This window comes from Corynebacterium phoceense, from assembly GCF_900092335.1.
GTDB classification, from domain to species: Bacteria; Actinomycetota; Actinomycetes; order Mycobacteriales; family Mycobacteriaceae; genus Corynebacterium; species Corynebacterium phoceense.
The window spans coordinates 374,783-400,265 of sequence record NZ_LT596207.1 but is presented as its reverse complement, the minus strand read 5'-3'; the positions used below and the strand labels follow the sequence as shown (position 1 = coordinate 400,265).

General features: G+C 63.0%; 20 protein-coding genes and 1 tRNA gene. 11 read left to right on the top strand and 10 right to left on the bottom strand.

The genetic code is table 11. From position 1 onward, the window contains the following. The first annotated feature begins 87 nt into the window (after window positions 1–87). Window positions 88–2,013 carry an AlwI family type II restriction endonuclease gene (locus BN9444_RS01865; RefSeq protein ID WP_084759219.1) on the top strand — a complete coding sequence of 642 codons (1,926 nt, stop codon included), beginning with the start codon at window positions 88–90 and terminating at the stop codon, window positions 2,011–2,013. Window positions 2,014–2,040: 27 nt separating this feature from the next. Here the strand turns inward: BN9444_RS01865 and otsB are convergent, their stop codons facing one another. From otsB to thrE, 5 genes are all read right to left on the bottom strand, one after another. After that, window positions 2,041–2,811, bottom strand: coding sequence for a trehalose-phosphatase (gene otsB, locus BN9444_RS01860; RefSeq protein WP_068801332.1), 771 nt, complete (start codon window positions 2,809–2,811; stop codon window positions 2,041–2,043). A gap of 21 nt (window positions 2,812–2,832) precedes the next feature. Beyond that, window positions 2,833–3,324, bottom strand: a complete 492-nt coding sequence (locus BN9444_RS01855; RefSeq protein WP_066490145.1) for an META domain-containing protein — start codon at window positions 3,322–3,324, stop codon at window positions 2,833–2,835. Beyond that, a complete protein-coding gene (locus tag BN9444_RS01850; protein ID WP_068801331.1) occupies window positions 3,321–4,736 on the bottom strand; it encodes an alpha,alpha-trehalose-phosphate synthase (UDP-forming) in 1,416 nt (471 codons plus the stop codon). The genes BN9444_RS01855 and BN9444_RS01850 overlap by 4 nt, the downstream gene beginning before the upstream one ends. Before the next feature lie 9 nt (window positions 4,737–4,745). Next, on the bottom strand, window positions 4,746–5,081 hold the full coding sequence (locus tag BN9444_RS01845) for a hypothetical protein (protein WP_066490152.1): 336 nt from the start codon (window positions 5,079–5,081) through the stop codon (window positions 4,746–4,748). A 68-nt stretch (window positions 5,082–5,149) separates the two neighbouring features. After that, entirely contained in the window at window positions 5,150–6,892 is a 1,743-nt protein-coding gene (gene thrE / locus BN9444_RS01840) for a threonine/serine exporter ThrE (protein ID WP_233423541.1), read from the bottom strand. 278 nt (window positions 6,893–7,170) lie between these two features. Between thrE and BN9444_RS01835 the strand changes: the two genes are divergently transcribed. Next, window positions 7,171–7,246: transfer RNA gene (locus tag BN9444_RS01835), tRNA-Thr, on the top strand. A gap of 156 nt (window positions 7,247–7,402) precedes the next feature. On the opposite strand, the gene BN9444_RS01830 is transcribed toward BN9444_RS01835, so the two are convergent. Together BN9444_RS01830 and BN9444_RS01825 are read right to left on the bottom strand one after the other, a co-directional pair. Next, window positions 7,403–7,948 carry a TetR/AcrR family transcriptional regulator gene (locus BN9444_RS01830; protein ID WP_068801329.1) on the bottom strand — a complete coding sequence of 182 codons (546 nt, stop codon included), beginning with the start codon at window positions 7,946–7,948 and terminating at the stop codon, window positions 7,403–7,405. Next, window positions 7,932–9,500: an MFS transporter gene (locus BN9444_RS01825; protein ID WP_267886664.1), complete on the bottom strand. Its 1,569-nt coding sequence runs from the start codon at window positions 9,498–9,500 to the stop codon at window positions 7,932–7,934. The genes BN9444_RS01830 and BN9444_RS01825 overlap by 17 nt, the downstream gene beginning before the upstream one ends. Before the next feature lie 183 nt (window positions 9,501–9,683). On the opposite strand from BN9444_RS01825, the gene BN9444_RS01820 reads away from it, so the two are divergent. Next, the gene (locus BN9444_RS01820; RefSeq protein ID WP_066490158.1) at window positions 9,684–11,420 is read left to right on the top strand and encodes a pyruvate dehydrogenase; all 1,737 of its coding nucleotides are present in this window, start codon (window positions 9,684–9,686) and stop codon (window positions 11,418–11,420) included. A gap of 38 nt (window positions 11,421–11,458) precedes the next feature. Here BN9444_RS01820 and BN9444_RS01815 read toward each other — a convergent pair whose 3' ends face one another. Next, window positions 11,459–12,808, bottom strand: coding sequence for an MFS transporter (locus BN9444_RS01815; protein ID WP_068801328.1), 1,350 nt, complete (start codon window positions 12,806–12,808; stop codon window positions 11,459–11,461). A 183-nt stretch (window positions 12,809–12,991) separates the two neighbouring features. On the opposite strand from BN9444_RS01815, the gene BN9444_RS01810 reads away from it, so the two are divergent. Further along, a complete protein-coding gene (locus BN9444_RS01810) occupies window positions 12,992–13,702 on the top strand; it encodes a response regulator transcription factor (RefSeq protein WP_066490173.1) in 711 nt (236 codons plus the stop codon). Between the two features lie 21 nt (window positions 13,703–13,723). Then, window positions 13,724–15,340, top strand: a complete 1,617-nt coding sequence (locus tag BN9444_RS01805) for a sensor histidine kinase (RefSeq protein ID WP_068801327.1) — start codon at window positions 13,724–13,726, stop codon at window positions 15,338–15,340. Window positions 15,341–16,047: 707 nt separating this feature from the next. Here BN9444_RS01805 and BN9444_RS01800 read toward each other — a convergent pair. Further along, window positions 16,048–16,473, bottom strand: a complete 426-nt coding sequence (locus BN9444_RS01800; RefSeq protein WP_066490177.1) for an HIT family protein — start codon at window positions 16,471–16,473, stop codon at window positions 16,048–16,050. 35 nt (window positions 16,474–16,508) lie between these two features. Here BN9444_RS01800 and purD point away from each other — a divergent pair, with 35 nt between their 5' ends. Together purD and purB are read left to right on the top strand one after the other, a co-directional pair. Further along, entirely contained in the window at window positions 16,509–17,786 is a 1,278-nt protein-coding gene (purD, locus tag BN9444_RS01795) for a phosphoribosylamine--glycine ligase (protein ID WP_068801326.1), read from the top strand. Between the two features lie 128 nt (window positions 17,787–17,914). Further along, window positions 17,915–19,354, top strand: a complete 1,440-nt coding sequence (gene purB, locus BN9444_RS01790; protein WP_066490189.1) for an adenylosuccinate lyase — start codon at window positions 17,915–17,917, stop codon at window positions 19,352–19,354. A gap of 95 nt (window positions 19,355–19,449) precedes the next feature. Here the strand turns inward: purB and BN9444_RS01785 are convergent, their stop codons facing one another. After that, on the bottom strand, window positions 19,450–20,319 hold the full coding sequence (locus BN9444_RS01785; RefSeq protein WP_066490191.1) for a hypothetical protein: 870 nt from the start codon (window positions 20,317–20,319) through the stop codon (window positions 19,450–19,452). Window positions 20,320–20,402: 83 nt separating this feature from the next. Here BN9444_RS01785 and BN9444_RS01780 point away from each other — a divergent pair, with 83 nt between their 5' ends. From BN9444_RS01780 to BN9444_RS01765, 4 genes are all read left to right on the top strand, one after another. Next, on the top strand, window positions 20,403–21,287 hold the full coding sequence (locus tag BN9444_RS01780) for a phosphoribosylaminoimidazolesuccinocarboxamide synthase (RefSeq protein ID WP_181734565.1): 885 nt from the start codon (window positions 20,403–20,405) through the stop codon (window positions 21,285–21,287). Between the two features lie 198 nt (window positions 21,288–21,485). Then, window positions 21,486–22,121, top strand: coding sequence for a hypothetical protein (locus BN9444_RS01775; protein ID WP_141681456.1), 636 nt, complete (start codon window positions 21,486–21,488; stop codon window positions 22,119–22,121). A gap of 45 nt (window positions 22,122–22,166) precedes the next feature. Beyond that, window positions 22,167–23,021, top strand: a complete 855-nt coding sequence (locus BN9444_RS01770) for a hypothetical protein (protein ID WP_068801324.1) — start codon at window positions 22,167–22,169, stop codon at window positions 23,019–23,021. Window positions 23,022–23,318: 297 nt separating this feature from the next. Then, the gene (locus BN9444_RS01765; RefSeq protein ID WP_066509496.1) at window positions 23,319–25,451 is read left to right on the top strand and encodes a S9 family peptidase; all 2,133 of its coding nucleotides are present in this window, start codon (window positions 23,319–23,321) and stop codon (window positions 25,449–25,451) included. Window positions 25,452–25,483: the final 32 nt, after the last annotated feature.

The following is a 25,483-nucleotide window of genomic DNA, read 5'->3' as shown; positions in this document are numbered from 1 at the left end:
CGGCGGCAGCGGATGACTTCCGATTCCGAGAATTAGTTGCTTTTAATAGTGGGATATTTCTGTCGGTGCGGAAGGTACCATTCCAGTATGGAACCAATTTGTTTAGGGGATACCTCGCTGCGTCGCGCAGGTGTTATTGAGGCCTATTCTGAAATTTGTCGTGTGGTGAGCGAGCAGAGGGGGCATGAGACGTGGAGCGCCAATAATGTTCTGCAGGCTTGGTTTTATGATGCGCTCATTGAAAATACAGCTGTGTTCCACGAAGTGGAACGCCCCGCTGTTAAAAAACGTGCGCAGCGGGCTCGTACGTATACAAATGCTTTGGTGAAGGCCGGGCTCCTTGATATTGAGCGTCACTTGACGCCGTTGGGGTCGGCACTGGTTGCAGATGATCTTGATCTCGATCAGTTTGAAGAACTGGCGACTCTCAAACCCGGAAATGCAGTGCTTTTCCGCGGCTTGCTTAATCATGGGTTCAAGCTGGATGATGGCACCCTGTATTACCCATTGAGGGCTTTGCTCTTTGCCTTGGCCTCATTTGATGGGGAACTATCGTATGAGCAATTTGTCCGTATATTCATGGTGGATTCAGCCATGACCGCGTTTGATGACGAAGTCTTTGTGGGCAGCTTGCGGGATTCCGGGGAAGAAGATGCTCAAAGTGCACTGTCGGAGGAAGAACAAGTTTTCGTTGGCTCAGGAGTCGTCTCGGGCTCCGTGTTTCCGCATGGCAAAGGTAAGACGTACCAGAAGAAATACATCGAATTCGTTAGCGCGTTGATGAGCTTTAGAGCGGAGCCGAGCTTTGAAAGCTACCAGGAGCTGTACCGAACGAAAGCAAATAAAACAGTTCGCGACGGATTTTTGATCAAGGAGTATTTTCCACGTTTTGGGAAGCCAGACAAGGTAGACCTCGACAAGTTTGTTTCGGAGATCACGTTCCCGGGATTTGCGTCTGACGATGACGAAGTTTTCCGGCAGGCTATTTTAAGCGTCTTCCGGAACGGCAAGTCATTGGCACTGGCTAAAGAGTATTTTGACTTGAATCGCCGCCTCGTGGCAGCTACAGGCCTTTTCTCGTTCGAGGGGCGGCAAGTGCGAGTGCGGAATTCATTTGTCCTCGAGTCGTTGAGCCTTATCCAAGACTTTCGGGTTGTTAGCCAGGCGAATGTAATTTCGTCCAATTCCTTTCCCACTTTCGTTGACTTGTACGGCGTTGAAACGGTCCGAAAAGCCTTCACCCAGCTTGAGGAGAAGTGGGGCATTGAGCCTACTGAAGTTGATGAATGGTTGCGCCAACAGCGACAAGCGGAGTTTGAACGTGTCATCAATGAAGTATTGCCCCCTTCGACTGTCAACGCATTGCTTTCAGATATCTCACAGAGCTATGGGACACCTGCACTAGAAACACGAATCCAGAGGGCATTTGCGAGCAAACCAACAGTCCCGACGGCGTTTGAATACCTTGTCGGCTTGAGCATTTATTACGCGTCACCGACCAAATTTGATTTTTCAAAGAGCCTAAATATGTCGCTAGACGCTGACTTCATGCCACTTTCTCCGGCACCGGGATTCCGGGGCGATATTGAAATAGTATTGCCCGAGGCAGCGGTCCTCGTAGAAGTTACTTTGATGAACCCCTCGAACCAGCGTCGAAATGAACTCGAACCGGTTCTCAGGCATGCGACGAATTTTGAAGCAGAATTCGGAGACGGCAGGAAAGTATCTACGTTCTTCATCGCGAACGAGATTGATGTCAATGTCGAGACTGTTTTGTCCTTCGCTCGATTGATGCCTTTGCGCCCTACGCTCGAAGTTGGCGAAACCGGACAAACTTATAGTCCAGTTGTTGTTGCGTTTAACACGAATGAATGGCTGAGCTTGATGGACGCCGAATCCAATTTTTCGAACGTTATCGACTACGCATATTCGACTGCAGAATTGTCAATCGACGATCTGCGAACAGACTGGAGGAGACGCGCTTTCCAAGCACTTCCTAAAGCCTCAGATTAAGAGACTCGAGGGGCATCCATTCTCAGACTAGCGACCAACGACGTTGGCACGGGCAGCGGCGAGGTCCGTGAGGAAGTCCGCCACGGCGTCGACGCCGGGCACGCGGTGGACGGCGGTGGTCTCGCCCGCGCCTACCTTGACGCCCAGGTCCGGGCCAGCAGGCAACTGGGTGAGCGCGGCGAAGCCGGTCTCGTCCGTGACGTCGTCGCCGAGGAAGACGACGGCCGTGGCGCCCAGACGCTCGCGCAGGGCCTGAATCCACGAGCCCTTCGTCGCCGAGGAGGCGGAGAATTCCACGACCATCTTGCCTTCGACGCCGGGAAGGTCGAGGGCAAGCGCGGCATCGAGCGCGGCGCGTGCGGCTGCGGGATCCTGGAGATGCAGCTTGAGCACATGGAGCACGCGCTGGAAGGGTTTGTACTCGATCTCGGCGCCTGGGAACTGAGCGAGGATGGGGTGAAGCTGAGCTTCGACGTCGTCGAGGAAGGCCTGCTGTTCGGGCGTGACGGGGGTCGCGCCCGCGGGGCCTGCGGTCTCCGCGCCGTGGGAGCCACCGAAGATGACGGGATCGTGGAGCGGACATACGCGGGCGAGCCCCTCGAGGTGGCGACCGCTGAGCACCGCGGCCCACGTGTCGGGGAGCTGGGCGAGGCGCTCGAGCGCTGCGAGCGAGCGGGGATCGGCCTGGACCGCGTAGGGGTCCGTGGCAAAACCGGCGAGCGTGCCGTCGAAGTCGGAGACGACCGCGAGCCGCGGGGTACGTGCGAGTTCGTTGATGAAAGCAGGCTGGTCGGTCATAAATGCTCCTTTTAAGCGTTTCTAGGCAGCGAGGGACACGAAGCGGATGGCAGGCGAGTCCACGCGGCCGTCGTGCAGGGTGAAGACCATCTGGTTGTTCTCGTCGACGCGGAGGGTGAACTCGTGATTCTGAGCGAGCAGGCGCGTGAGCTGGTTGTGTGCCCACAGGGATTCGCCGGTGCAGTCGGCGCGCGTGTCGTCGAATTGCACGGAGTCGATGCGCACGCCGTCCGCGTCCTCGACGTTGGATTCTTCCTCGCCGTTGAGGTACGTGGCGTCCGCGCGGAACTGGGCGCAGCCCGTCGTACCCACGAGACCCTGCGTGCCGAGCGTGAGGCTGGGCGCGGGGTGGAGAGTCTCAGGGATAGAACTGGGGGCATCGGCAGCCGTGTAGATGCCGACGACCTGCCAGGACTTATTCAAGCGGACCTGGTCGCCGGGCGCGGCGTTGTCCTCCGGCGTGCCGCAGGCCGCGAGCGTGAGAGCGAGGAGAGGAGCGAGGATTTTCTTCATTTTTTCTCCAAGCAGTCGAGGAAGGAATTCGCCCACAGGTCGACGTCGTGCTCCATGACTTGGGCGTGCATGGCATGCATGCGCTCAGCGAGGACCTCCGGCTGATTGTGCAGGCCGACCACTGCGTCGCGCAGGGCCTTCTTAATGGACTCAATGTCGAAAGGATTGCACAGGTAGGCCTGGGTAAGTTCGACGGCGGCGCCGGCGAACTCGGAGAGCACGAGCGCGCCCGAGTCGTCCCCGTGGCAGGCGATGTATTCCTTGGCCACGAGGTTCATGCCGTCCTTGAACGGCGTAACGAGCATGACGTCTGCCATGCGGTAGTAGCGGCGAAGCTCGTCCTTGGGCACGCTCGTGTGGCGGTAGTGGACGACGGGTGCGCCGATTTGTGCGAAGCGTCCGTTGATGCGGCCCACGGCCTCCTCGACCTGGGAGCGGGTCTTGCGGTAGCTCGTAATGCGCTCACGCGAGGGTGTGGCGATCTGCACGAGGCAGACATCTTCCGGGTTGAGCGCGCCGGTCTCGAGGAGTTCCTCGAAGGCCTTGAGACGCTGGAGGATGCCCTTGGTGTAATCGAGACGGTCGACGCCCAGGATGACGGTGCGCTCGTGGCCGAGGTCCGCGTGGAGGCGTTCCGCGCCGCCCAAGTCAGCGGCGGACCATTCGTTCATGGCGGCGGCGTCAATGGAAATGGGGAAGGCGCCCACGCCCACGCGGCGGCCGTTGTTCAGTTCCAGGTGCGCGGTGACCTCGCGCGTGGAGACCTCGCCGGAGACCTCGATGCCAAAGCGGCGGGCCAGCGCCAGGAAGTTGCGGGCGTTGGCCTCGAGGTGGAAGCCCACGAGGTCCGCGCCGAGGAGCCCACGGACGAGCTCCATGCGCCAGGGCAGCTGCGCGAAGAGATCCGGCGCAGGGAAAGGAATGTGGAGGAAGAAGCCGATGGTGAGGTCCGGGCGCAGCTGGCGCAGGATGCCCGGCAGCAGCTGGAGCTGATAGTCCTGAATCCACACGGTCGCGCCCTCGGCGGCGACGGCAGCGACCTCGTCGGCGAAACGGAGGTTGACCTCGCGGTAGACGTGCCACCAGTCGCGGTCATAGACCGGGGTGACGATGAGGTCGTGGTAGAGCGGCCACAACGTGGCATTGGAAAAGCCCTCGTAGAAGCCCTCAAAATCCGCTTGGGAGAGCTTGACGGGGTGGAGTAGCACGCCGCGCTCGGTGCGGAAGGGCTCGGGCGCGTCCCCCACGACGCCCGGCCAGCCGACCCAGCAGCCATTGTGCTTCTCGAGCACGGGGGTGAGCGCAGCGACCAAACCGCCCGGCGACGGGGTCCAGGTCCGGGTTCCGTCGGGGGCGGTGTGGAGGTCGACTGGCAGCCGGTTGGCTACGACGACGAAGTTGTTGTCGCTCATACCTGCGCTTTAAGACTTCTTCGCGGTCTTTTTGGCGGCCTTTTTCGAGGTCTTCTTAGCAGCCTTGGCGGTCTTCTTGGTCGACTTCTTCGTCGCCTTCTTGGTGGCCTTCTTCGTTGCTTTCTTGCGCGTGGCCTTCTTCGGCTGCGCTTCTTCGTGCTCCGCGAGGACCTTGCGGTGGATGAGTCCCTTGGGCTCCACACCGAGCATGGACATCAGGGTGACGCCGTCGAGGAAGTCTTCCGCGTACGTCGCGACAATGCGGCGCGCGGCGCGGGCGGTCTCTTCCTCGAGGACGTGCGAGTTATCCGCACTGGGTTGAACGTCGGTGACCTTGGGTGGCACGAATGTCCTCCTGCTTGACGGGATTGTTCTTAGACCTTGCAATTCTACGCTATTGCGCGACAGGCCGCTCAATCGCCGTGAGGAATCCGGGGCGGGAAATCTGGGTCGTCCGGCGAGGAGGAGCCGTCCGCCAACGGGCTGGAGATGGCCTCCCACGTTTCCGTGGCTGGGTCGAGAGCCTCGAGGAGGTCGAGCACCTCGTGGCTGTTGAGCTGTTTGAGCTGCTCGCGTACCGTCTTGTCCTGCTCCATACGGACCTGTGCCACGCTCGGGCTTTCCGATGCCCCCGTGGTCTCGGCCGGAGCTGGCTGCGGCGCCTGCACGGGCGGCGGCACGGGGCGCTCGACGCGCGGGGCACGTGGGGAAAGCGGCACGCGCGGAATACGCGGGGTGCGGTGGCGCAGCGCGCGGGCTTGGTGCGCGGAGAAGCGCCCCAGGCGCTTGAAGGCTTCGTACGGACGGAAGTACTGNCGTGCGCCGCGCTCGCCGAGCACGACACCCGCGGCCAGCGAGCCCGCTATGGCGATCGCCGTGGCGAGGTTGGTGAAACCGGTGATGACCTGCTCGTTGATCGTGGCGTACATGCCGCGGTAGAGCATGAGACCCGGCAGCATCGGCGTGTAGCCGATGATCATCGTAATGAGCGGCGGGATGTAGTAACGGCGAGCAAGTAGACCGCCGGCGAGTCCCACCGCGATGGCGGAGATGCCGCAGGCCACGACGGTGCCCACGCCGAAGGGGATGACCACGAAGTAGTAGAAGACCATACCGGCGCCGGCGGTTAGTCCGGAGACGATAACTTCTTTCCACGCGGCATACAGCGAGTACGCGAATGCGGCAGAGCCGATGGCGCCCATAGTGATAAGCAGTGGGATTTGGTGATAGACCGGCGCTGCCATCGTTTCCAGAGGTGGCAGCGGGAAGCCCAGGGCATCGGCAGTTTGAATCCCTAAGCCGACGCCGCCGATGATCGCGCCGGTCGCCAGCACTGCCTCGAAAAAGCGCGCGGTGGAGGTGACGGGCGCACGGGTGATGCCGTCGACAAGGGACTGCACCAACGTCAGCCCCGCCACGAGGATGATGATCCCCGAACCAATGACCTGTGACGGAACGAGGTGGATGCCGAGCGTCGCCGCCAGGTTATAGGACAACGCGGCAGGGAATACGGCGATGAATCCGCCGGCGATGTTTTGATAAAACGTCGGAACCCGATAACGCGCGAGGAGAGCATTGACTCCCATGATGAGGATGGTGATGATAAACGTCAGCGCCGCGGCCAGCAGCCCGCCGCCGAGGACGACCGAGAAGGCCGCGCCCATGACGCCCCAGCCGACGAGGACGGAGCGGATACCGCGCGGCGGCGGCATCTGATCGATTTCGTTGAGGATGCGCTCGGCCAGCGCGGGCGGCGTGGCGCCGGAGTGGATGGAGCGGATGAGCTTATCCACGGCCGAGAGCTTGGAGAAGTTCACGTCAATGCCCGGCGCCACGCGGAAGACCGTGATCGGCCGGCGGTCCGCGCCCGTGCCCACGTTGGTGTGGATGGTGATCGTGTTCATGACGACATCGACGTGGCAGTAGTGCAGGCCATAGGACGCCGCCGCGAGGTAAATCTGGGAGCGCGCGTCCGCGTTCGAGGAACCCGCGCAGATGAGGATTTCGCCGATGCGCGCGGCGATTTCCATCACGCCCGTCACCTGAGCCGGGTCCGTGAGATCGACCGGCGCCAGCGGCGACGGCGGGGGTGCGGCCTGGGCCGCGTCAATCGTGGCGATGCGCGTGCGGGCGTCGCCGAAGAAACCGCCGCCCAGCTTGCCAGCCCAGCCGCGGAACTGATCTATTACATGTGTCACTGTGTCTACGTGTGCCTTGCGTTGAAATGGGGGTCGCGTCCGTGAGCCGGCGCGACCACCGCGTGTGTCGAGAGTCGAATAACTGCGTATGCGTATCTAGCCTGCAACTCTATCCGTAGTGCCCACCGCCGCGCACCCCTGCACCTGCACCCCTGTGCCGCGCCATGCTCGCGCCGCTTAGGTTCCAGCGGGCGCCATATTGTACGATTTAGCCCTAGTGCGCTTCGCGCGCACAGGCTGGAGTGGCGCAATTGGTAGCGCAACGCACTTGTAATGCGTAGGTTGCGAGTTCAAGTCTCGTCTCCAGCCCCACAGAAGCCCTCTACCTGCACTGACGGGTAGGGGGCTTCAACTTTGTCGCCCGTGGAGCCCGTCTTTGCTGTATTTTCGGGCGCGTTGCGCGCAGTTCTGGCGCGGAAAGAGCTCTAGCGCCCGAAAGTGACGTCGCGACGTGTTCGGGGCGGGCCTTTAGGCGTCCGCGTCGAGGATCCGCAGCACGTGCTCGAGGATCTTCTTTCGATTGCCCGCGGACAGGTGCGTTTCTGAGACGTGGTCGTGAACCCACAAGCCCATGCTAAGCACGGCGACGATGAGCTCCTGTAGTTCGGCCTCGTCGCTCACGTCGCGCGAGGGATCGGGCATCCACTCATCGTCGACCTCTTTCCAGATGGCCTGGAATTCCGGGTGGGACTGCGCATGGATGGACATGAGTAGCTCGACGAGCGGATCGTTCTTCGACAAGGAGAGCACAAGCGCGCGCTGACGCTGCGTGCGCGTGAGCTCTTCGGCGCGCCCGCCGCCGAGCTTTTCTAGTTCGGCCTCCCAGCGCTGCGCACAGAAGCGGTGCATCTCCACGAGCAGGTCGTGGCGAGTGGGGAAGTGGTAGATGAGTCCGGACTTCGTCATCCCGGTCGCCTGCGACAAGGAGTCGTAGGTCACGGCGTTGACGCCAGCGTCCTGGACGATGTCGAGGGCGGCGACGAGCGCCTCGTTCTTTTTACTCGTGCGTGCCACCGTTGCCTCCTGATGTGGGATTATCGCGGAAAGCCCAGCCGGTGTATGCCGCGAAAGCGGCGGCGATGACGCCCAGAATGATGAGTACTGAGACGTAGGCCTGCGCATAGGCCGGCGCCGCGACGGAGGCATGCTCCGCCGAATCCATGATGGCAAGGCCCAGGCTGCGCAGCTCCTCCGGCAGGTAGGCGCTGAGGAACATGGGCAGTAGCGAACCGGTGAGCGCGACCGCGATAAGCGTGCCGAACTCGTAGGAGACCTCCTCCACGCCCGCTGCCATGCCCGAGCGGTTAAGCGGGGCGGCGCCGATGATCGCGGTCGAGGACACGGACATCGCCGAGCCCGCGCCCAGACCTACGAGCATCATGCCGGCATACAGCGCCGGCTGCAGACCCGTATGCGTCGCCCATGCGGCAAGCAACACGCCTGCGGTAATGGAGAGGAAGCCGCCGGAGATGAGCGGCAGGAAGCCGACCTTGTGGAGCACCGCGCCACCGATGGCGGACATGGGGATGGCGCACACCGCTGCGATGGCGACCACGAGTCCCGCGTGGAGCGGGGTCCATTCATCGGCGAGCTGCAGTTTTTGCGTCGTGGTGAGCTCCGCGCCCGCGAGAACGAACATGGCGCCGGCTGCGGCAGCAACGCCGCCAGCAAAGATGCGCGAACGGAAGATATCGAAGGTGAGGAGCGGGTCGACCAGCTTGTTTTGGCGGCGGACAAAGACCCAGCCGCCGCATATCGCGACGAGCAGCGCGACGCCCGCGAGCGTCCAGGAGCCGCGCGCAAGTTCCTTGATGGTCATGGTGAATCCGCCCAGCGCGAACAGCGCATAGAGCGAGGAGATAAAGTCCCAGCGCTTGTCCGGGTGCGGGACGTTGGGCGGCGCGATGAGCAGCGTGAGGCCGAGCGCGATGACGCAGATGGGCACGTTAATGAGGAAGACCGAGCCCCAGTAGAAGTGCTCCAGCAGGAAGCCGCCCAGGACAGGACCGGCGGCCGCACCGACGACGGCGACGGAGCCCCAAATGCCAATGGCGGTGTTGCGCTCCCTCTCGTCGGCGAAGGTGAGTCGGATAAGTGCGAGGGTCGCGGGCATCATGACGGCCGCGGCGAAGCCGAGGAACGCACGTGCAGCCACGAGCGCCCACGCGGTCGGTGAGAACGCAGCCGCGAGCGAGGCAAGTCCGAAAATCGCGAGGCCCGTGACGAACATGCGTCGGTGGCCCACGCGGTCGCCTAGCGTGCCCGTGCCTAGCAGTAGGCCGGCGAGGACGAGCGGGTAGGCGTTGATGATCCACAGCGACTGAAGCGCGGAGGCATGAAGCACGTGGGTGAGCCGCGGCAGTGCCGTATAGAGGATCGAGTTGTCGAGACCAATCATGAGCAGGCCGAGTGATACCACGGCAAGAAATGTCCAGCGCTGCGCGGGCGTGGAGTCCTCTGCATAGCGCAGGGCGGTGCGGCGATCGTGGCGGCGTGCGGCGCGTTCAGTGCGGGCTACACGGCGCCGTTCGGTAAGCGTCGGGGGCGTCGAGAGTTCTTCGGTCATGACGCATTACTTTAGCGAACGTTCGTTACAGTAATCAACCTGAGCGGTTGCATTGTCTCGTGGATCACGCTGCCCGTTCGGTTGTGAGAAGCGAGCTGATAGTGGCTTTTCCAATCACAGACGGGGACAATCGGGCGTAGGCAAATTTAGGTCTTAAATACGAAGAAAACGAGGAGTATTCTTATGGCACGCAATTACGCCGAACAACTCGTCGCCGTGCTCGAAGCCCAGGGCGTCGAGCGCATTTATGGTCTGGTGGGTGACTCGCTCAACCCCATCGTCGACGCGGTTCGTCGCTCACCCATCGAGTGGGTCCACGTCCGCAACGAGGAAGCCGCTGCTTTCGCTGCTGAGGCTGACTCCCTGACCACCGGCAAGCTGGCTGTCTGCGCCGCCTCCTGCGGTCCGGGCAACACGCACCTGGTGCAGGGTCTCTACGACGCACATCGCAACGGTGCCAAGGTGCTCGCCATTGCGTCGCATATCCCGTCGCGCCAGATTGGCTCGAAGTTCTTCCAGGAAACCCACCCGGAGATGCTCTTCAACGAGTGCTCCGGCTACTGCGAGATGGTCAACTCCGCTGAGCAGGGCGGCGTCGTCCTGCACCACGCCATCCAGTCCACGATGGCGGGCAAGGGCGTGTCCGTCCTCGTCCTGCCGGGCGACGTCTCCATGCAGGAGGCTACCGATGACGCCTTCACTCAGTCGAAGATTTCCTCCGGCACCCCGGTGGTCTTCCCGGACCCGGCCGAGGCCGCCGCGCTGACCCAGGCCATCAACGAGGCCAAGACCGTCGCGCTCTTCGTTGGCGCTGGCGTGAAGAACGCCCGCGAGCAGGTCCTCGCCCTCGCCGAAAAGATCAAGGCTCCGATTGGCCACGCCCTCGGCGGCAAGATGTACATCCAGTACGACAACCCGTTTGATGTCGGCATGTCCGGCCTGCTCGGCTACGGCGCCGCGCACGAGGCCACCCACGAGGCTGACCTGCTCATCCTCCTGGGTACTGACTTCCCGTACAACGACTTCCTGCCGCAAGGTAACGTCGCGCAGGTCGATATCGACGGCTCCCACATCGGCCGCCGCACCAAGATCAAGTACCCGGTCACCGGCGACGTCGCAGCGACCATCGAAAACATCCTGCCGCACGTCGAGGAGAAGCAGGATCGCCGCTTCCTCGACCGGATGCTCAAGTCGCACTACAACAAGCTTAACAACGTGGTTGAGGCCTACACCAAGAATGCCGAGAAGATGAAGCCCATCCACCCGGAATTCGTGGCCAACATCATTGACGAAGAGGCCGCGGACGACGCCATCTTCACCGTCGATACCGGCATGTGCAACGTCTGGGGCGCGCGCTACATCACCCCGAACGGTCAGCGTGAGCAGATCGGTTCCTTCCGCCACGGCACCATGGCGAACGCTCTTCCGATGGCCATCGGCGCCCAGGCCGCGAACCCGGGCCGCCAGGTCATCACCTTCTCCGGTGACGGCGGCCTGTCCATGCTCATGGGTGAGCTGCTCACCGTCAAGCTCCACAATCTGCCCGTGAAGATGTTCGTATTCAACAACTCCTCGCTGGGCATGGTCAAGCTTGAGATGCTCGTCCAGGGCCTGCCGGAGCATGAGACGGACCACGACGCCGTCAACTACGCGCAGATCGCCGAGGCCGCTGGCATCAAGCACATCCGCATTGAGGACCCGAAGAAGGCCCGCAAGCAGATTCAGGAAGCCATGGCCTTCAACGGCCCAGTTCTCGTCGATATGGTGACCGACCCGAACGCGCTGTCCATCCCGCCGACGCTGACCTTCGCGCAGCTCGCCGGCTTCTCCAAGGCCGCAACCCGTACCGTCTTCGGCGGCGGCGTGGGCCAGATGATTAACCTGGCGCAGTCCAACCTGCGCAACATCCCGCGCCCTTAAAACCTCGAGCTTGCTCGAGCCCCGCGCCCGCGTGCCGCTCAGGCCGCGGGCGTCGCGCCGTTTTTCGTCGGGTCCTTGACGGGGATAAGAAGCAGCGCGCCCACGGCTAGCACCAGCCCGATGGCGAGAACGCCGCCGCGGTCGCCGTCGCCGAACCAGGAGACGAAGAGACCAAAGAGTAGAGGAGCAAGCCAGCTCACGGCGCGGCCGGTCGTGGCGTAGAGACCGAACATCTGGCCCTCGCGGCCCGGCGGCGCGACGCGGGCGAGGAAGCCGCGGGCCGAGGCCTGCGCCGGACCCACGCACAGGCACAGTATGAGGCCGCAGATCCAGAAGGCGAGCGGGCCCGAGGCGAAGAACATCACGAGTGCCATGGAGGTGAGGATTCCCAAGCACGTGAGGATGATGGCCTTTGGCCCCACGTGGTCATCGAGGAGGCCGCCCAGCACAGCGCCGAGTGCCGCGGCGACGTTGGCGGCGACGCCGAAGATGAGCACGTCGCCGGCGCTCAAGCCATAGACCGAGACACCGAGCACGGCACCGAAGCTGAACACGGCGGAGAGCCCGTCGCGGAAGACCGCGGAAGCGAAGAGGAAGTAGAAGGCGTTGCGGTCCTCGTGCCATAGCTCGCGCAGCGTCGCGAAAAGCGCACGGTAGGACGCGATGATGCTGCCAGTGTCCTCACCGGAGGCGGGAATCTCCGGCACGCGCAGGAGAACGGGGATGGCGCTTACGCCAAACCATAGCGCGGCGAGGAGCGCGACGAGCCGCATGTTCCAGCCACCATCAGTGGGAAGATTGAGCGCGCCTGCCGTCCCCGGGGTGCTGCCAGTGGCGACGAACCCGAAGTAGCAGATGAGCAGGAGCACGATGCCGCCGGTGTACCCCGCGGACCAGCCCAGGCCGGAGACGCGTCCCACGCGCTCCGGGGCGGCGACCTGTTTCAGCTGCGCGAAGTAGTTGACTTCTGCGAACTGCATGGTCACCGAACCCACCGCGAGTCCCGCGAGTCCCAGCCAGAAATAGACGGGGGCGTCGTTGCGTACGAAGAAGAGCAACGCCATAACGGCGAAGGTGGCCGCGGACCAGAACGCGAGCGCCCGGCGGCGGGAGCCGCGCCGGTCCGAGCGCTGGCCCATGATGGGAGTGACGGCGAAGATAACGAGTCCCGCCGCCGTCATGGACCAGGACAGCCATTGGGCTGGGGTGTGCGAAGAATCGATCTGCTTGCCCACGGAATCGGTGAGGTAGACCGAGAAAATGAAGGTGACGAGCACGGCGTTAAACGCGGCGGAACCCCAGTCCCACAGAGCCCACGCAGCGACGGTGAGGCGGTCGGTGCGGCGAGCCGCGGAAGGCACGGGCAAAGAAGCAGCAGGCGCAGTCATAAACCGTAAGCCTAAGGTGCACGGGACAGGCGCGCAGCGCAATGGAACATAAACTACCCCGCGCGGGGGCGCGGAATCCCCGCGGAGTCTCACAGTCGGCTTTCAGGTTTTCGGCAGTACCCTTGAAAACGCGAGTGGCAGACTAATCAGTCGAGCTTAAATTACGAAAGGCACCCTTCCATCATGGACGATAAGCATAATGACAACGTGACCATCCTCGTGGTCGATGACGAACCGAATATCGTCGAACTGCTCACCGTGTCCCTCAAATTCCAGGGCTTCAACGTGCACACCGCGAACTCGGGCACGGAGGCGCTGCGCATCGCGCGCGAGATCAACCCGGACGCGTACATCCTTGATGTCATGATGCCCGGCATGGACGGCTTTGAGCTACTCGGCAAGCTTCGCCAAGAAGGCCTTGACGGCCCGGTGCTTTACCTCACGGCGAAGGACAGCGTCGATCAGCGTATCCACGGCCTCACCATCGGTGCGGACGATTATGTGACGAAGCCTTTCTCCCTCGAAGAAGTCATCACGCGTCTGCGCGTCATTCTGCGCCGCGGCGCCGTCGCGGACGACATGACGTCTGACGCCACTATGACCTACGCTGACCTCACCCTCAATGATGACACGCACGAGGTCACCAAGGGTGGCGAGATCGTCGACCTATCGCCCACGGAGTTCAACCTCCTGCGCTACCTCATGCAGAACAAAGAAGTTGTTCTCTCCAAAGCGAAGATCCTCGACAACGTGTGGCACTACGACTTCGGTGGCGACGGCAACGTCGTCGAGTCCTATATCTCGTACCTGCGCCGCAAGATCGACACGGGCGACACCCCGCTCATCCACACCGTTCGCGGCGTGGGCTACGTTCTGCGCATGCCGCGCTCCTAGGTTGAAGCCGACTGCCGCTTCATGAAGATACAGAAATCTCTTTCCTCCTTCGTCCGCACGGTCTCGCTGCGCACGTTGCTCGTCATCATCGTGGTGGGCGTCTCGTTGGCGGGACTTATCGCGAGTTCCGCTGCGGTTTCTGCGCTCATGCGCGAAGCGATCTACTCGCAGGTCGACAAGGATCTCATCACCGCCGCGCGGGGTTGGGCACGCAACGAAGATCTGTTGGGCGAAAGCGATGACCGCCGTCCGCCGAGCGAATACACCGTCATCTCGTATGGCGCGGACGGTACTGCCAAGTACTTCAATCCGGATCTTGAGGCCATCCCGCGCGTGGAAGATCTCGTGGTGGACGGCACGCCGCAGACGGTGGACACGGTCCGGACAGACAATTCCGGTGCGGTCCGCCGTTCCAGCGAGCAGTGGCGCGCCGTCGCCACGCGCAATGACGGCTCTATTATCGTCGTGGCGAAGAAGATTGCACGTGAAAACGCGCAGATCCAGCAGCTGTCCTTCATGCAGATCGGCATCAGCCTCATCGTCAGCATCATCATTTACTTGATAAGTTTCATCTGCGTGAAGGCGGCGCTCCGTCCGCTGCGCGAGGTGGAACGCACCGCTCGACAGATTGCCGCAGGCGACTTGGACAAGCGTGTCCCGGTCCTGGGAGAAAATACCGAGGTCGGCGAGCTCTCCAAATCGCTCAATATCATGCTGGGCCGGCTCCAAGAATCCATCGAGACCGCGCGCGACAAGGAAAACCAGATGCGCCGTTTCGTGGGAGATGCCTCCCACGAGTTGCGCACGCCGCTTACCAGTTTGCGTGGCTACACGGAGCTCTACCGCTCCGGCGCCACGGATGATGTAGACCTCGTGCTGGGCAAGATCGACGCCGAGTCCAAGCGCATGTCCTTGCTCGTCGAGGATCTCCTTGCACTCACCCGCGCGGAGGGCAATCGCCTCGAGATGCATACCGTCGATCTTCTCGAGCTCTGCATGTCCGTGGGGTCGACTGCGCGCGCCGCGTTTGCCGGACGCACCATCGATGTGCGCCCCAAGACCTCCGGCATCCCGCTCGTTAACGGCGACCCGGACCGTCTCCACCAGGTGCTGCTCAACCTCGTGTCCAACGGCATGCGCCACGCGGGCGATGACGCGACGGTGACCATCCAGCTGCGCGATGGAGAAGGCTTTATCTATATCGACGTCATCGATGACGGCAAGGGCATGGAGGACGAAGTCGCCGCGCATATCTTTGAGCGTTTCTACCGCGCGGACTCGTCGCGTACTCGCGACACGGGCGGCTCCGGCCTGGGCCTGGCCATTGCTAAATCCCTCGTGGAGCAGCATGGCGGCACCCTGTCAGTGACCTCGGAGCTGGGCGTCGGCTCGACCTTTACGGTCGCGCTGCCGGCCGTGCCCCAGCCTGCCGATGCCCCCTGCGACCCCACGGCCGAGCCCGCCACCATCACCGGTACCGCGGTTCCCGTCTCTGAGAAGAAGGCGAAGAAGAAGCTGCGCACCAAGCCGTGGTCACGCAGCAAGTCCAAGGAGAAGTCGCGCGGCGACTTTGCTACGGAGTCGGGCAACGCCGAGTCCGCACCGGACACGCCGGACGCTCCCCAAGGCCCACGTTAGGACCCGATCCCGAACACTGGCCCCCAAACCTGGCTTTCACACTGTGTCTTGAGTACCGCGAAAAGGCCCCTTCAACAGAGTATTTTTAGGTCACAGTGTTACTTCTTAGAAAACCCCAGGTTTTGCGCAAGTCGGGTATGACTACTGTGATGACAACTCCTGCCTGGGCTGTCGCGAAGTGTGCATGAAAATAGCCACAACTCCCGAATAAGGCTCCAGATTTCGAAAAATCCGGGCCTTATTCGGACGTTGTGGCTAACTCGCGGCGGCACGGCGCGGTGAGAAGCGGGTGGGCAACAGCTCCGCAGCGATGGATACGGTCTTGATCTCGGTCTGTCCACGGACTCGTTTGCGTTAGTCCTTGGTTCAATGTAGTCAGACGGGGGAGGCAGCTTTCCGGCCATGTTGCGAGTCGGTCGGTGTGCGCGTGGAGGGACATCGCTGAGCACCGTCGCAGTCATCACGTTGGTCAGGTGTGGACAACTGGAGTCAGGTCCCCTGAACCTGACCCATTAGTCAAGTCAGACGAAGCCTGAACGTCGACACCAAACCTCAAGGCAAAGACGTTGATGCGAACGAGCTTACGCCACATTGATAGGCAAGCCAGGTAAGAAAGCCCAGGTTGGTTGTGAGTCGGGACTTCGACCAGTGTGGTCGGGCCTGACGGTGAGCTGAGTCAAGTCGGGCGCTCCCCAGGAAAGACGTCGTTAGGAGCGGAAGCCGTCCTCGCCGGTGCCGAGGTGCTGGCGAATGCGGGTGGCCGCCTCGTCCATGGCTGCAGCATCGGTGGCATCGGCAGCGTAGGCCTTGGCGAAGTCGTACTCCTCCATCTTGTCGGTGGGGAAGATGTGAATGTGGGTGTGCGGGACGTCGAAGCCCGCGATGATGTAGCCGGCGCGCTTGGCGTCGAACGCGTTCTTTACAGCGTTGCCGACTTCCTTGGCGATGGCATTGAGGTGGGCCCACGTCTCCTCGTCGAGGTCGGTCCACTTATCGACTTCCTGGATGGGAACGACGAGCGTGTGGCCGTAGCGCAGGGGCTCGATGGACAAGAAAGCAACGACGGTGTCGTCACGGTAAACAAAACGGCCGGGCAGTTCGCCTTCGATGATCTTGGTAAATACAGAAGCCATGGGGAATACCCTACCCGCCCGGTAGGATAGGCGGCATGCGAATTCTTGTGATCGGTTCGGGCGGCCGCGAACACGCCCTCCTCAAGGGACTGGCAAACGACCCTTCTGCCCCAGAGCTCCACGTCGCTCCGGGTTCACCGGCCTTCGCCCAACTCGCCACCGTCCACCCCGAGTACTCGCAGGTTGATGATCCGCAGCGCATGCTCGAGTTGGCGCAGTCCATCGATGCTGAGCTCGTCGTTGTCGGCCCTGAGGTCCCGCTCGTCGCGGGTGTCGCCGACGTTCTCCGCGAGGCGGGAATTCTCGTCTTCGGCCCCAACCAGGACGCCGCTCAGATTGAAGGCTCCAAGAAGTTCGCCAAGGACGTTATGGAGGCCGCAGGCGTTGCGACTGCACGCGCGGAGCAGCTCACCCCGGGTACCGCGGACGCCGACATCGAGGCCGCGCTCGACCGCTTTGGCCCGCAGTTCGTGGTCAAGGATGACGGACTGGCCGGCGGCAAGGGCGTCGTCGTGACCGAGGACCGCGCCGCGGCTCGCGCGCACGTTGACGCCGTGCTGGGTGCCGGCAACCCGGTTCTCCTCGAGTCCTTCCTCGACGGCCCGGAGGTCTCCCTCTTCTGTCTCGTCGACGGTGAGACCGTCGTCCCGCTGCTGCCGGCGCAGGATCACAAGCGTGCGTTCGACAATGACGAAGGCCCCAACACCGGTGGCATGGGCGCGTACACCCCGCTGCCGTGGCTGCCCAAGCGCGGCGTCGAGCGCATCGTCAACGAGGTCTGCGTGCCTGTTGCCAAGGAAATGGTCCGCCGCGGTACCCCGTACTCCGGTCTGCTCTACGCCGGCCTGGCCTGGGGTAAGGAAGGCCCGTCCGTCGTCGAGTTCAATTGCCGCTTCGGCGACCCGGAGACCCAGGCCGTCCTGAGTCTCCTCGAGTCCCCGCTGGCCGAGGCCCTCCACGCCGTCGCCGTCGGCGAGTTGGCCCAACTCCCGCCGCTGGAATGGAAGGACGGCTACGCCGTCACCGTCGTCCTCGCCGCTGAGGGATATCCGGCCTCCCCGGTCAAGGGCGCGGAAATCTCCAGTCCGGATCTGGACAACCCGGAGAAGATCCTCCACGCGGGCACCACCGTCGAGGAGGACGGCGCCGTCCGTGCGAACGGCGGCCGCGTGCTCAACGTCCTGGGGCACGGCTCCACCCTCCACGAGGCCCGTGGCAACGCCTACGTTGTCCTCGATGAGGTCGCGATGGACGGCGGCTTCTATCGTTACGACATCGGTCTGCCCGCAGCGCAGGAGCGCATTCGCGTCTAAGGGGGTACGGGCGTGACCGGGCACTAGCCCGGTCACTGAGGCGGACGCTGTGTCTGAGCGCTGGGCCCAGACGCCGTGGCGCGGCCTAGCGCGAGAGTCGGGGGCATCGGCACGCTAGGCGTGCGATAATAAACGGCGTGGCTGAGAAAAAGAACATTTCCAACGTACTGTCCGCACGCTATGCGTCACCCGAGATGACCGAGATCTGGTCGCCAGAGCACAAGATCGTCCTCGAGCGTCAGCTGTGGATCGCCGTCATGAAGGCCCAGAAGGACCTCGGCGTCGACATCCCGGCAGAGGCTATCGCGGCCTACGAGGCCGTCATCGAGGACGTCAACCTTGCATCCATCGCTGACCGCGAGCGCGTCACTCGTCACGACGTCAAGGCACGCATCGAAGAGTTCAACGCCCTGGCTGGCTACGAACACATTCACAAGGGCATGACCTCCCGTGACCTCACGGAGAACGTCGAGCAGCTGCAGATCCTGCGCTCCCTCGAGCTCATCCGCGACAAGGCTATCGCCGTCGTCTCCCGCATTGGTGAGCGCGCCGCACAGTACCAGACCCTCGTTATGGCAGGCCGTTCCCACAACGTGGCGGCGCAGGCCACGACGCTGGGCAAGCGCTTCGCGTCCGCCGCGGACGAGATGCTGCTGGGCATCGAACGCGTGGAAAGCCTGCTGGGCCGCTACCCGCTGCGCGGCATCAAGGGCCCGATGGGCACCTCTCAGGACATGCTCGACCTCATGGGCGGTTCCGAGGATAAGCTCGCGTCGCTGGAGACGCTCATTGCCGACCACCTGGGCTTTAGTCGAATCTTCAACTCCGTGGGTCAGGTCTACCCGCGCTCCCTCGACTTTGACGCGGTCTCTGCGCTCGTCGAGCTCGGCGCCGGCCCCTCCTCGCTGGCCACGACCATTCGCCTCATGGCCGGCAACGAGACCGTCACCGAGGGCTTCAAGGAAGGCCAGGTCGGTTCCTCCGCGATGCCGCACAAGATGAATGCTCGCTCCTGCGAGCGCGTCTGCGGTTTCCAGGTCATCCTCCGCGGCTACCTCACCATGGTCGCTGACCTCTCCGGTCAGCAGTGGAACGAGGGCGACGTGTTCTGCTCCGTCATCCGCCGCGTGGCGCTGCCGGATGCCTTCTTCGCCATCGATGGCCAGTTCGAGACCTTCCTCACCGTGCTCTCCGAATTCGGCGCGTTCCCAGCAATGATCAACCGCGAGCTCGAGCGCTATCTGCCATTCCTCGCCACGACCCGCATCCTCATGGCCGCCGTCCGCGCCGGCGTGGGTCGCGAGACCGCGCACGAGGTAATCAAAGAAAATGCCGTCGCCGTCGCGCTCAACATGCGTGAAAACGGTGCTGAGCAGGACCTCGTTGCCCGCCTCGCTGCGGACGAGCGCCTGCCGCTGTCTGCAGAAGATCTCGAGGCCGCCCTCGCTGACAAGCACGCCTTCATCGGCGCGGCCGAGTCCCAAGTCAACCAGGTACTTACCCGCATCAAGGCCCTTGCGGATCAGCACCCGGGGGCAGCGAACTACACCCCGGGCGAGATTTACTAGCCCTCAGGCAGAGACCCTGCATACACGAACCCCGGTTCAGCGCGTTGGTGGCGTGAACCGGGGTTCGTTGCGGTGGGGAGCTTGAGGCACCTACTTTAGGCGCCGAGCGGGAACGGAAGGTTGAAGTTCGGCAGCTTGAAGCCGCCGGGGGTGTTGACCACGTAGGCCGCGCCGACCGTGAGGACGGCGATGGCGATGAGGATGCCGATGGCCGTGCCCTGCGAGGAGCCGCCGCTGCTGCCGTCGTTACCGGTGCCGTTGGTGATGGGCACCTCTATCTCCGGAACCGGCTGGTAACCCGGCGTTGCGCCCTTCGCTTTGAGCTCCGAGATGCACTTTTCCCAGGCGTCCTTGACGGCGTCGTTGCCTGCGGTGGATTCGAAGGAATCGATGGTGGCCTGCAGTCCGACCTCGGATTCGTGCTTGGCGAGGATAGTGCGGAACTGCGAGCTGAATGCCGTCGACGCGGAGAGCAGCTCCGCGCGCGCACCCGTGGGCACGGAGTCGCGCATGGCCATCGCGCGGTTGATGGAGGCCTCGGGGAAGTTATCGCCCAGCAGCTTGTCCGCCGCCTCGTCGCTGATGATGGCGTCCACGTTATTGGCGGCAACGAGAATGACCAGAACGTCCTGCGCGTTATAGCCCTTTGCCTGGAACTTCTTCAGCAGCTCCGGGTAACCTGCTGCGGCCTTGACGTCGCGCGTCGTAAACGCAGCGAAGGTGTCCTTGTCCTCAGGGAACTGAGCCTGGACCTCTTCCGAGGCGGCGGTGAGGACCTTCTTGTAAGCCTCAATGACGGCATCGGCAGCCTGCGTGTCCTCCGGGGCGTGCTCGAGAGTGCACAACGGGGTCCCATGCTGGGACGTTCGGGTGTTAACGATAGGGGCGGCGGTCGCCTGAGGGACGGCGACGGCGCTGAGCGCGAGGGTGGTGGAGACGAGAGCAGCGGTAAGGCGGCTACGCACGATAAGAACTCCTAAGTGAGAGGGAGGAGACAACAAAAGTCAGAACAATGCTACAGAGTCTAGGCTGCGATATGCTTTCTGTCATGCGCCCTCAGCTTTCTGATTACAAGCATCTGTCCTCCGGCAAGGTTCGCGACATCTACGAAGTCGATGATAAAACGCTGCTCATGGTTGTTTCGGACCGTATCTCGGCCTACGATCATGCGCTCACCCCCGCGATTCCGGATAAGGGCCGCGTGCTCACCGCGACCTCGCAATTCTTCTTCGACGCCATCGATTTCCCCAACCACCTGGCGGGCCCCGTCGATGACGAGCGTATCCCGGAAGAGGTGCTCGGCCGCGCCATCGTGGTGAAGAAGCTGGACATGCTGCCCTTCGAGTGCGTCGCCCGCGGCTACCTCACTGGCTCCGGCCTCAAGGAGTACATCGCAGAAGGCACTGTGTGCGGTATCGAGCTGCCCTCGGGTCTCACGGAGGCTTCGCGCCTGCCGGCCCCCATCTTCACCCCGGCCACCAAGGCCGAGTTTGGTGAGCACGATGAGAACGTGAGCTTCGACCGCGTCGTCGCAGACTTGGGCCAGGAGCGGGCCGAGGAGCTGCGCACCGCAACCCTGCGCATCTACTCTGAGGCCGCCGCCATCGCGGAGGCCAAGGGCATTATCCTCGCGGACACGAAGTTCGAGTTCGGGCTCGACGAGGACGGCACGCTGGTTCTCGCGGACGAGGTCCTCACCCCGGACTCTTCCCGCTACTGGCCGGCCGACACGTACGAGGAAGGCAAGGTTCAGCCGTCCTTCGACAAGCAGTACGTGCGCAACTGGCTGACCTCGGACGCTTCCGGCTGGGACGTCGCGGCCGACACCGAGCCGCCGGCGCTGCCGGACGACGTCGTCGCGGCTACTCGTGGCCGCTACATCGAGGCCTACGAGCGCCTGTCCGGTAAGTCCTTCGACGAGTGGATTGGCTAGAACCCGCAAAACCACTCGATACGCGTCCCCGTCGAGAGAGCAGCAACGCTTTCTCGGCGGGACGCGTGTGTGAGCAGGGGTGCCTGAAAAGTGAGACAGGCATGAAATACCGCTATGGGCAGCGAACTCGGATATATTGAGGAGCGTGTGTGCGCTTTACGGTGCTCACATTGAATGCTCGCTCTCGAAAGGACTCTCATGCTCGACCTTACTCACGCGAGCGTTGCCGTAGGCTGCGCGCTCGCGGTGACGCTGGGCGCCGCCGTTGTACCGGCAGGCGCGCAGGAGACCCAGGGCACCACGAGTATCACGGTGGACGAGGCTAAAGGCACCGTGCCGGCAGACTCCGTCCCGGTGGCGGAGCAGTCACTCAAGGTTGCCTATGCGGATGCCACCATCCACTCGGGTCAGAACCCCGGCTACTCGCTCATGGTCGTTAACCGGCACGGCACGCGCGTGGAACTTAATTCCGGTCGCATCGTTGCCAAGGTCTCGGGCCTTCCTGAGGGCGCGGCTGACACGTACACCGCGTCGGTGATTCAGGGCTTCGCAATCTTTGACAAGATTCTCCTGCCCGAAGAAGTCGGCGCCAGCTACACGGTGACCTTTACGGCGTATACCGCTGCAGGCGAAGTCATCGATACCGCGCAGGCTACGACTAAGGTCATTGATCCACTCGCCCCGCAGCCCAAGCGCACGGGAATCGCGCAGTTCTCCTCCGGCTCCAGCTGGATCGTGGACGGCAAGGCGCAAGGCCCCGTGGTCGATAACACGCAGTACTACCTTGATTACGCGAAGAACCTTCGCCGCACCCTGGGGCTTGCGGACAAGTAGTCTCACCCATCCCATCTTCTCCCTCACAGAAAGCTCTACAACCACATGAATTTCTCTCCTCGCCGCGCACTCGTTGCCGCTGCCGTGTCCGTGTCCCTCGCCGTTACCGCCACTCCGGTTGCCACGGCCCAGTCCTCGCTGCCGTCCCTGCCGTCTGGCCTCGTGTCCGTCAACGGCACCGGCATTGAGAATGGCGCCTTCACCGGTGCTATTCAAAAGGACGGCATCAAGATTCCGGTCACCGGCACGATCGAGAACGGCGCTATCACGGGCCTCAAGGTCGATCCGAACGGCGTCGTGGGCATCGCCGAAGGTGCATTCACGGGTGCCATTCAGAAGGACGGCGTCAATATCCCGATCACGGGCACCATTGAGAAGGACGGCATCACGGGCGTGAAGGTTCAGCCTGGTGGTCTTGTAGGTGTCCAGGAGGGTGCTTTCACCGGTGCTATTGAGAAGGATGGCGTCAAGATTCCGATCACGGGCACCATTGAGAACGGTGCCATCAAGGGGGCCGAGATCAACGTGGACCCGAACGGCATCATCGGCATCCAGGAGGGCGCTTTCAAGGGCGTCATCGAAAAGGACGGCGTCAACGTTCCGATCACCGGCACCATTCAGGACGGTGCGTTTAAGGGCGTGAGCATCGAGCCGGGCGGCGTGACCGGCACCCTTGAGGGTGGCGTGCTGGGTATCGCACCGGGTGCTATCCAGATCAACCCGCAGATCGACGTCGTTGTCGCTGATATCTTCGGCTCCTCGAAGTTCGCGGAGACCGAAGCCGTGAATGTCACCATTCCGCTCATCGGCGTTGCAGCCATCCTCGCGGCCATCGGCTTCGCCATCAACCAGATGGGCCTGCCGCCGGCCATCCTCCGTTCGCTTAACCTCAACCATTAAAACACAGAACTCAGCACCCGCGCCGAGAAATCGGCGCGGGTGCTGTGTCGTCGTGTGCGGGGGTTAGTCGAGCTCAGTGATCTCGCGGGCTGCGCGCTGCAGGATCTCCAGGATGGCGTGCTCGTGCTCGGGGGAGGCGCTTCGTCGGTGAGAAGGGCTTGGCGCACCTGGCCGAGGGCCTGCCTGATGGCTGGGTTGCCCAGTTCGCGACGCTCCTGGGGCACACCGTGTGGGCNGGCGGCGAAGAAGTCCTCCCATTCCGTGGCGTGTGCCGGAAGGCGCGTAAAATGGCACGGCATGACTGTAGACCCCTCCCTTGCAGCGCCTCGTGCTGCGCAACATCCCGTGACTCGTTCCTTCCATGGCCGCGACTTCGTCGATGACTATGAATGGATGCGCGACAAGGAATCCCCGGAGACGATTGCGTACCTCGAAGCGGAGAATGCGTACACCGAGGCGCGCACGGAGCACCTTCAACAGCTGAGCGAGAACATCTTCGCCGAGGTGAAGTCGCGCGTGAAGGAGACGGACATGTCCGTGCCCGTCCTGCGCGATGGTTACTGGTACTACGGCCGCACCGAGGAAGGCAAGAGCTACGGGCTGTCGTGTCGCCTCAAGGCCGCCGAGGGCGCGGAGGCGTGGAGCCCCATCGAGCTGCCCGAGGAGGGCGCGCCGGAGGGCGAGGAGGTTCTGCTCGACTCCAACGTCCTGGCCGAGGGGCACGAGTTCTTCCAGGTGGGCGCGGTGGCGCGCAACCGGGAGACAGATGTGCTTGCTTTTGGCGTGGATACCGTGGGCGACGAGCGCTTTGAGGTCTCTTTCAAGGATTTGAAGACAGGCGAGTTGCTCGCGGATCGCCTGGACGGCGTCTACTACTACCTCACATGGGCCGGTCCGAATTACATCTTCTATACGACCGTGGATGAGGCGTGGCGCTCGGATAAGGTGTGGCGCCACAAGATGGGCACCCCGCAAAGCGAGGACGTGCTTGTCTTCCACGAGGAAGACGCGCGCTTTGGCGTGGGTGTGGGGACGACGAAGTCCCGCGAGTTCCTCTTCGTTCAGGTGCAGTCCAAGACCACCACGGAGGCGTGGGTCGTGGGGCTCGACAATCCGGAAGGGGAGCTGCGCCGCCTGTGGGAGCGCCGCCAGGACGTTGACTACGACGTCGACCACGCCGTGGTGGGTGGCAAGGACTACTGGCTGGTCACGCACAATGCGACTGGCGCGAATTACGAGCTGGGTTACTGTCCGGTGGCCTATGGCGCGGATCTGCCGGAGTTCGACCAGCTCACCGTCCTCATGCCGCACGAGGAGACCGTGCGCATTGAAGGGCCGGCTGTCTACCGCGACCAGATCGTGGTGGGCTACCGCCGCGGCGGCATCGGTCGTGCCGCCATCATGGACGTGCGCGAGGGCTGGGGCGAGTTTAAGGAGCTCGAGTTCGACGAGGAACTCTATGAGGTCTCCGTGGGCGGCGCCCCGGATTGGGAGGCGGACGTCCTGCGCGTGGGCTACACGTCGTATACGCAGCCCTCGCAGCTGTTTAATTACCGCGTGACGAGCGGCGAGTACAAGCTGCTCAAGGAACAAGAAGTCCCGGGTGGCTACGACGCGAGCCAGTACGTCGCGCACCGCGAGTGGGTCACGGCCCCGGATGGCGCGCAGATTCCCGTGTCCATCGTGCGCCGCGCGGACCTGGACATGTCGAAGCCCAACCCGACGCTCCTCTACGGCTACGGTTCGTACGAGGTGTCCATGGATCCGTACTTCTCGGTCTTCCGCCTCTCGCTCATGGATCGCGGCGTCATCTTCGCGGTGGCCCACGTGCGCGGCGGCGGCGAGATGGGTCGTGCCTGGTACGACAACGGCAAGCTGCTGCACAAGAAGAACACCTTCACGGATTTCATTGCGGTGGCGGACGACCTCATCGCCCGCGGTGTGACGGCCCCGGAGGTGCTCGCTGCCGAGGGCGGCTCCGCCGGCGGCCTGCTCATGGGCGCTGTCGCCAACATGGCGCCGGAGCGTTTCCGCGCCATCCAGGCGTCTGTGCCCTTCGTGGATCCGCTCACCTCCATCCTCATGCCGGAGCTCCCGCTCACCGTCGTCGAGTGGGAGGAGTGGGGCGACCCGTTCCACGATCCGACGGTCTACGACTACATGGCGAGCTACGCCCCGTACGAGAACGTTACCGCGCAGAATTACCCGGACATTTTGGCGCTCACCTCGCTCAATGACACGCGTGTGCTCTACGTCGAGCCCGCCAAGTGGATTGCCAAGCTGCGCGCCACGGCCACCGGCGGCGAGTTCCTGCTCAAGACCGAGATGGTCGCCGGTCACGGCGGCGTCTCCGGCCGCTACGCCCAGTGGCGTCAGGCCGCGTTCGAGTACGCGTGGACCATCAACAAGATCACGGGGTTAACCGCCTAGCCTCTCGCCGCGCGGCGTGGCGCCGTGCGTGC

Bases quoted from the DNA above. Each gene is read 5' to 3' on its own strand.
- BN9444_RS01865 (WP_084759219.1), top strand. From the start codon at position 88: ATGGAACCAATTTGTTTAGGGGATACCTCGCTGCGTCGCGCAGGTGTT.
- otsB (WP_068801332.1), bottom strand. From the start codon at position 2,811: ATGACCGACCAGCCTGCTTTCATCAACGAACTCGCACGTACCCCGCGG.
- BN9444_RS01855 (WP_066490145.1), bottom strand. From the start codon at position 3,324: ATGAAGAAAATCCTCGCTCCTCTCCTCGCTCTCACGCTCGCGGCCTGC.
- BN9444_RS01850 (WP_068801331.1), bottom strand. From the start codon at position 4,736: ATGAGCGACAACAACTTCGTCGTCGTAGCCAACCGGCTGCCAGTCGAC.
- BN9444_RS01825 (WP_267886664.1), bottom strand. From the start codon at position 9,500: ATGACCGAAGAACTCTCGACGCCCCCGACGCTTACCGAACGGCGCCGT.
- BN9444_RS01820 (WP_066490158.1), top strand. From the start codon at position 9,684: ATGGCACGCAATTACGCCGAACAACTCGTCGCCGTGCTCGAAGCCCAG.
- BN9444_RS01815 (WP_068801328.1), bottom strand. From the start codon at position 12,808: ATGACTGCGCCTGCTGCTTCTTTGCCCGTGCCTTCCGCGGCTCGCCGC.
- BN9444_RS01810 (WP_066490173.1), top strand. From the start codon at position 12,992: ATGGACGATAAGCATAATGACAACGTGACCATCCTCGTGGTCGATGAC.
- BN9444_RS01805 (WP_068801327.1), top strand. From the start codon at position 13,724: ATGAAGATACAGAAATCTCTTTCCTCCTTCGTCCGCACGGTCTCGCTG.
- BN9444_RS01800 (WP_066490177.1), bottom strand. From the start codon at position 16,473: ATGGCTTCTGTATTTACCAAGATCATCGAAGGCGAACTGCCCGGCCGT.
- purD (WP_068801326.1), top strand. From the start codon at position 16,509: ATGCGAATTCTTGTGATCGGTTCGGGCGGCCGCGAACACGCCCTCCTC.
- BN9444_RS01780 (WP_181734565.1), top strand. From the start codon at position 20,403: ATGCGCCCTCAGCTTTCTGATTACAAGCATCTGTCCTCCGGCAAGGTT.
- BN9444_RS01775 (WP_141681456.1), top strand. From the start codon at position 21,486: ATGCTCGACCTTACTCACGCGAGCGTTGCCGTAGGCTGCGCGCTCGCG.
- BN9444_RS01770 (WP_068801324.1), top strand. From the start codon at position 22,167: ATGAATTTCTCTCCTCGCCGCGCACTCGTTGCCGCTGCCGTGTCCGTG.
- BN9444_RS01765 (WP_066509496.1), top strand. From the start codon at position 23,319: ATGACTGTAGACCCCTCCCTTGCAGCGCCTCGTGCTGCGCAACATCCC.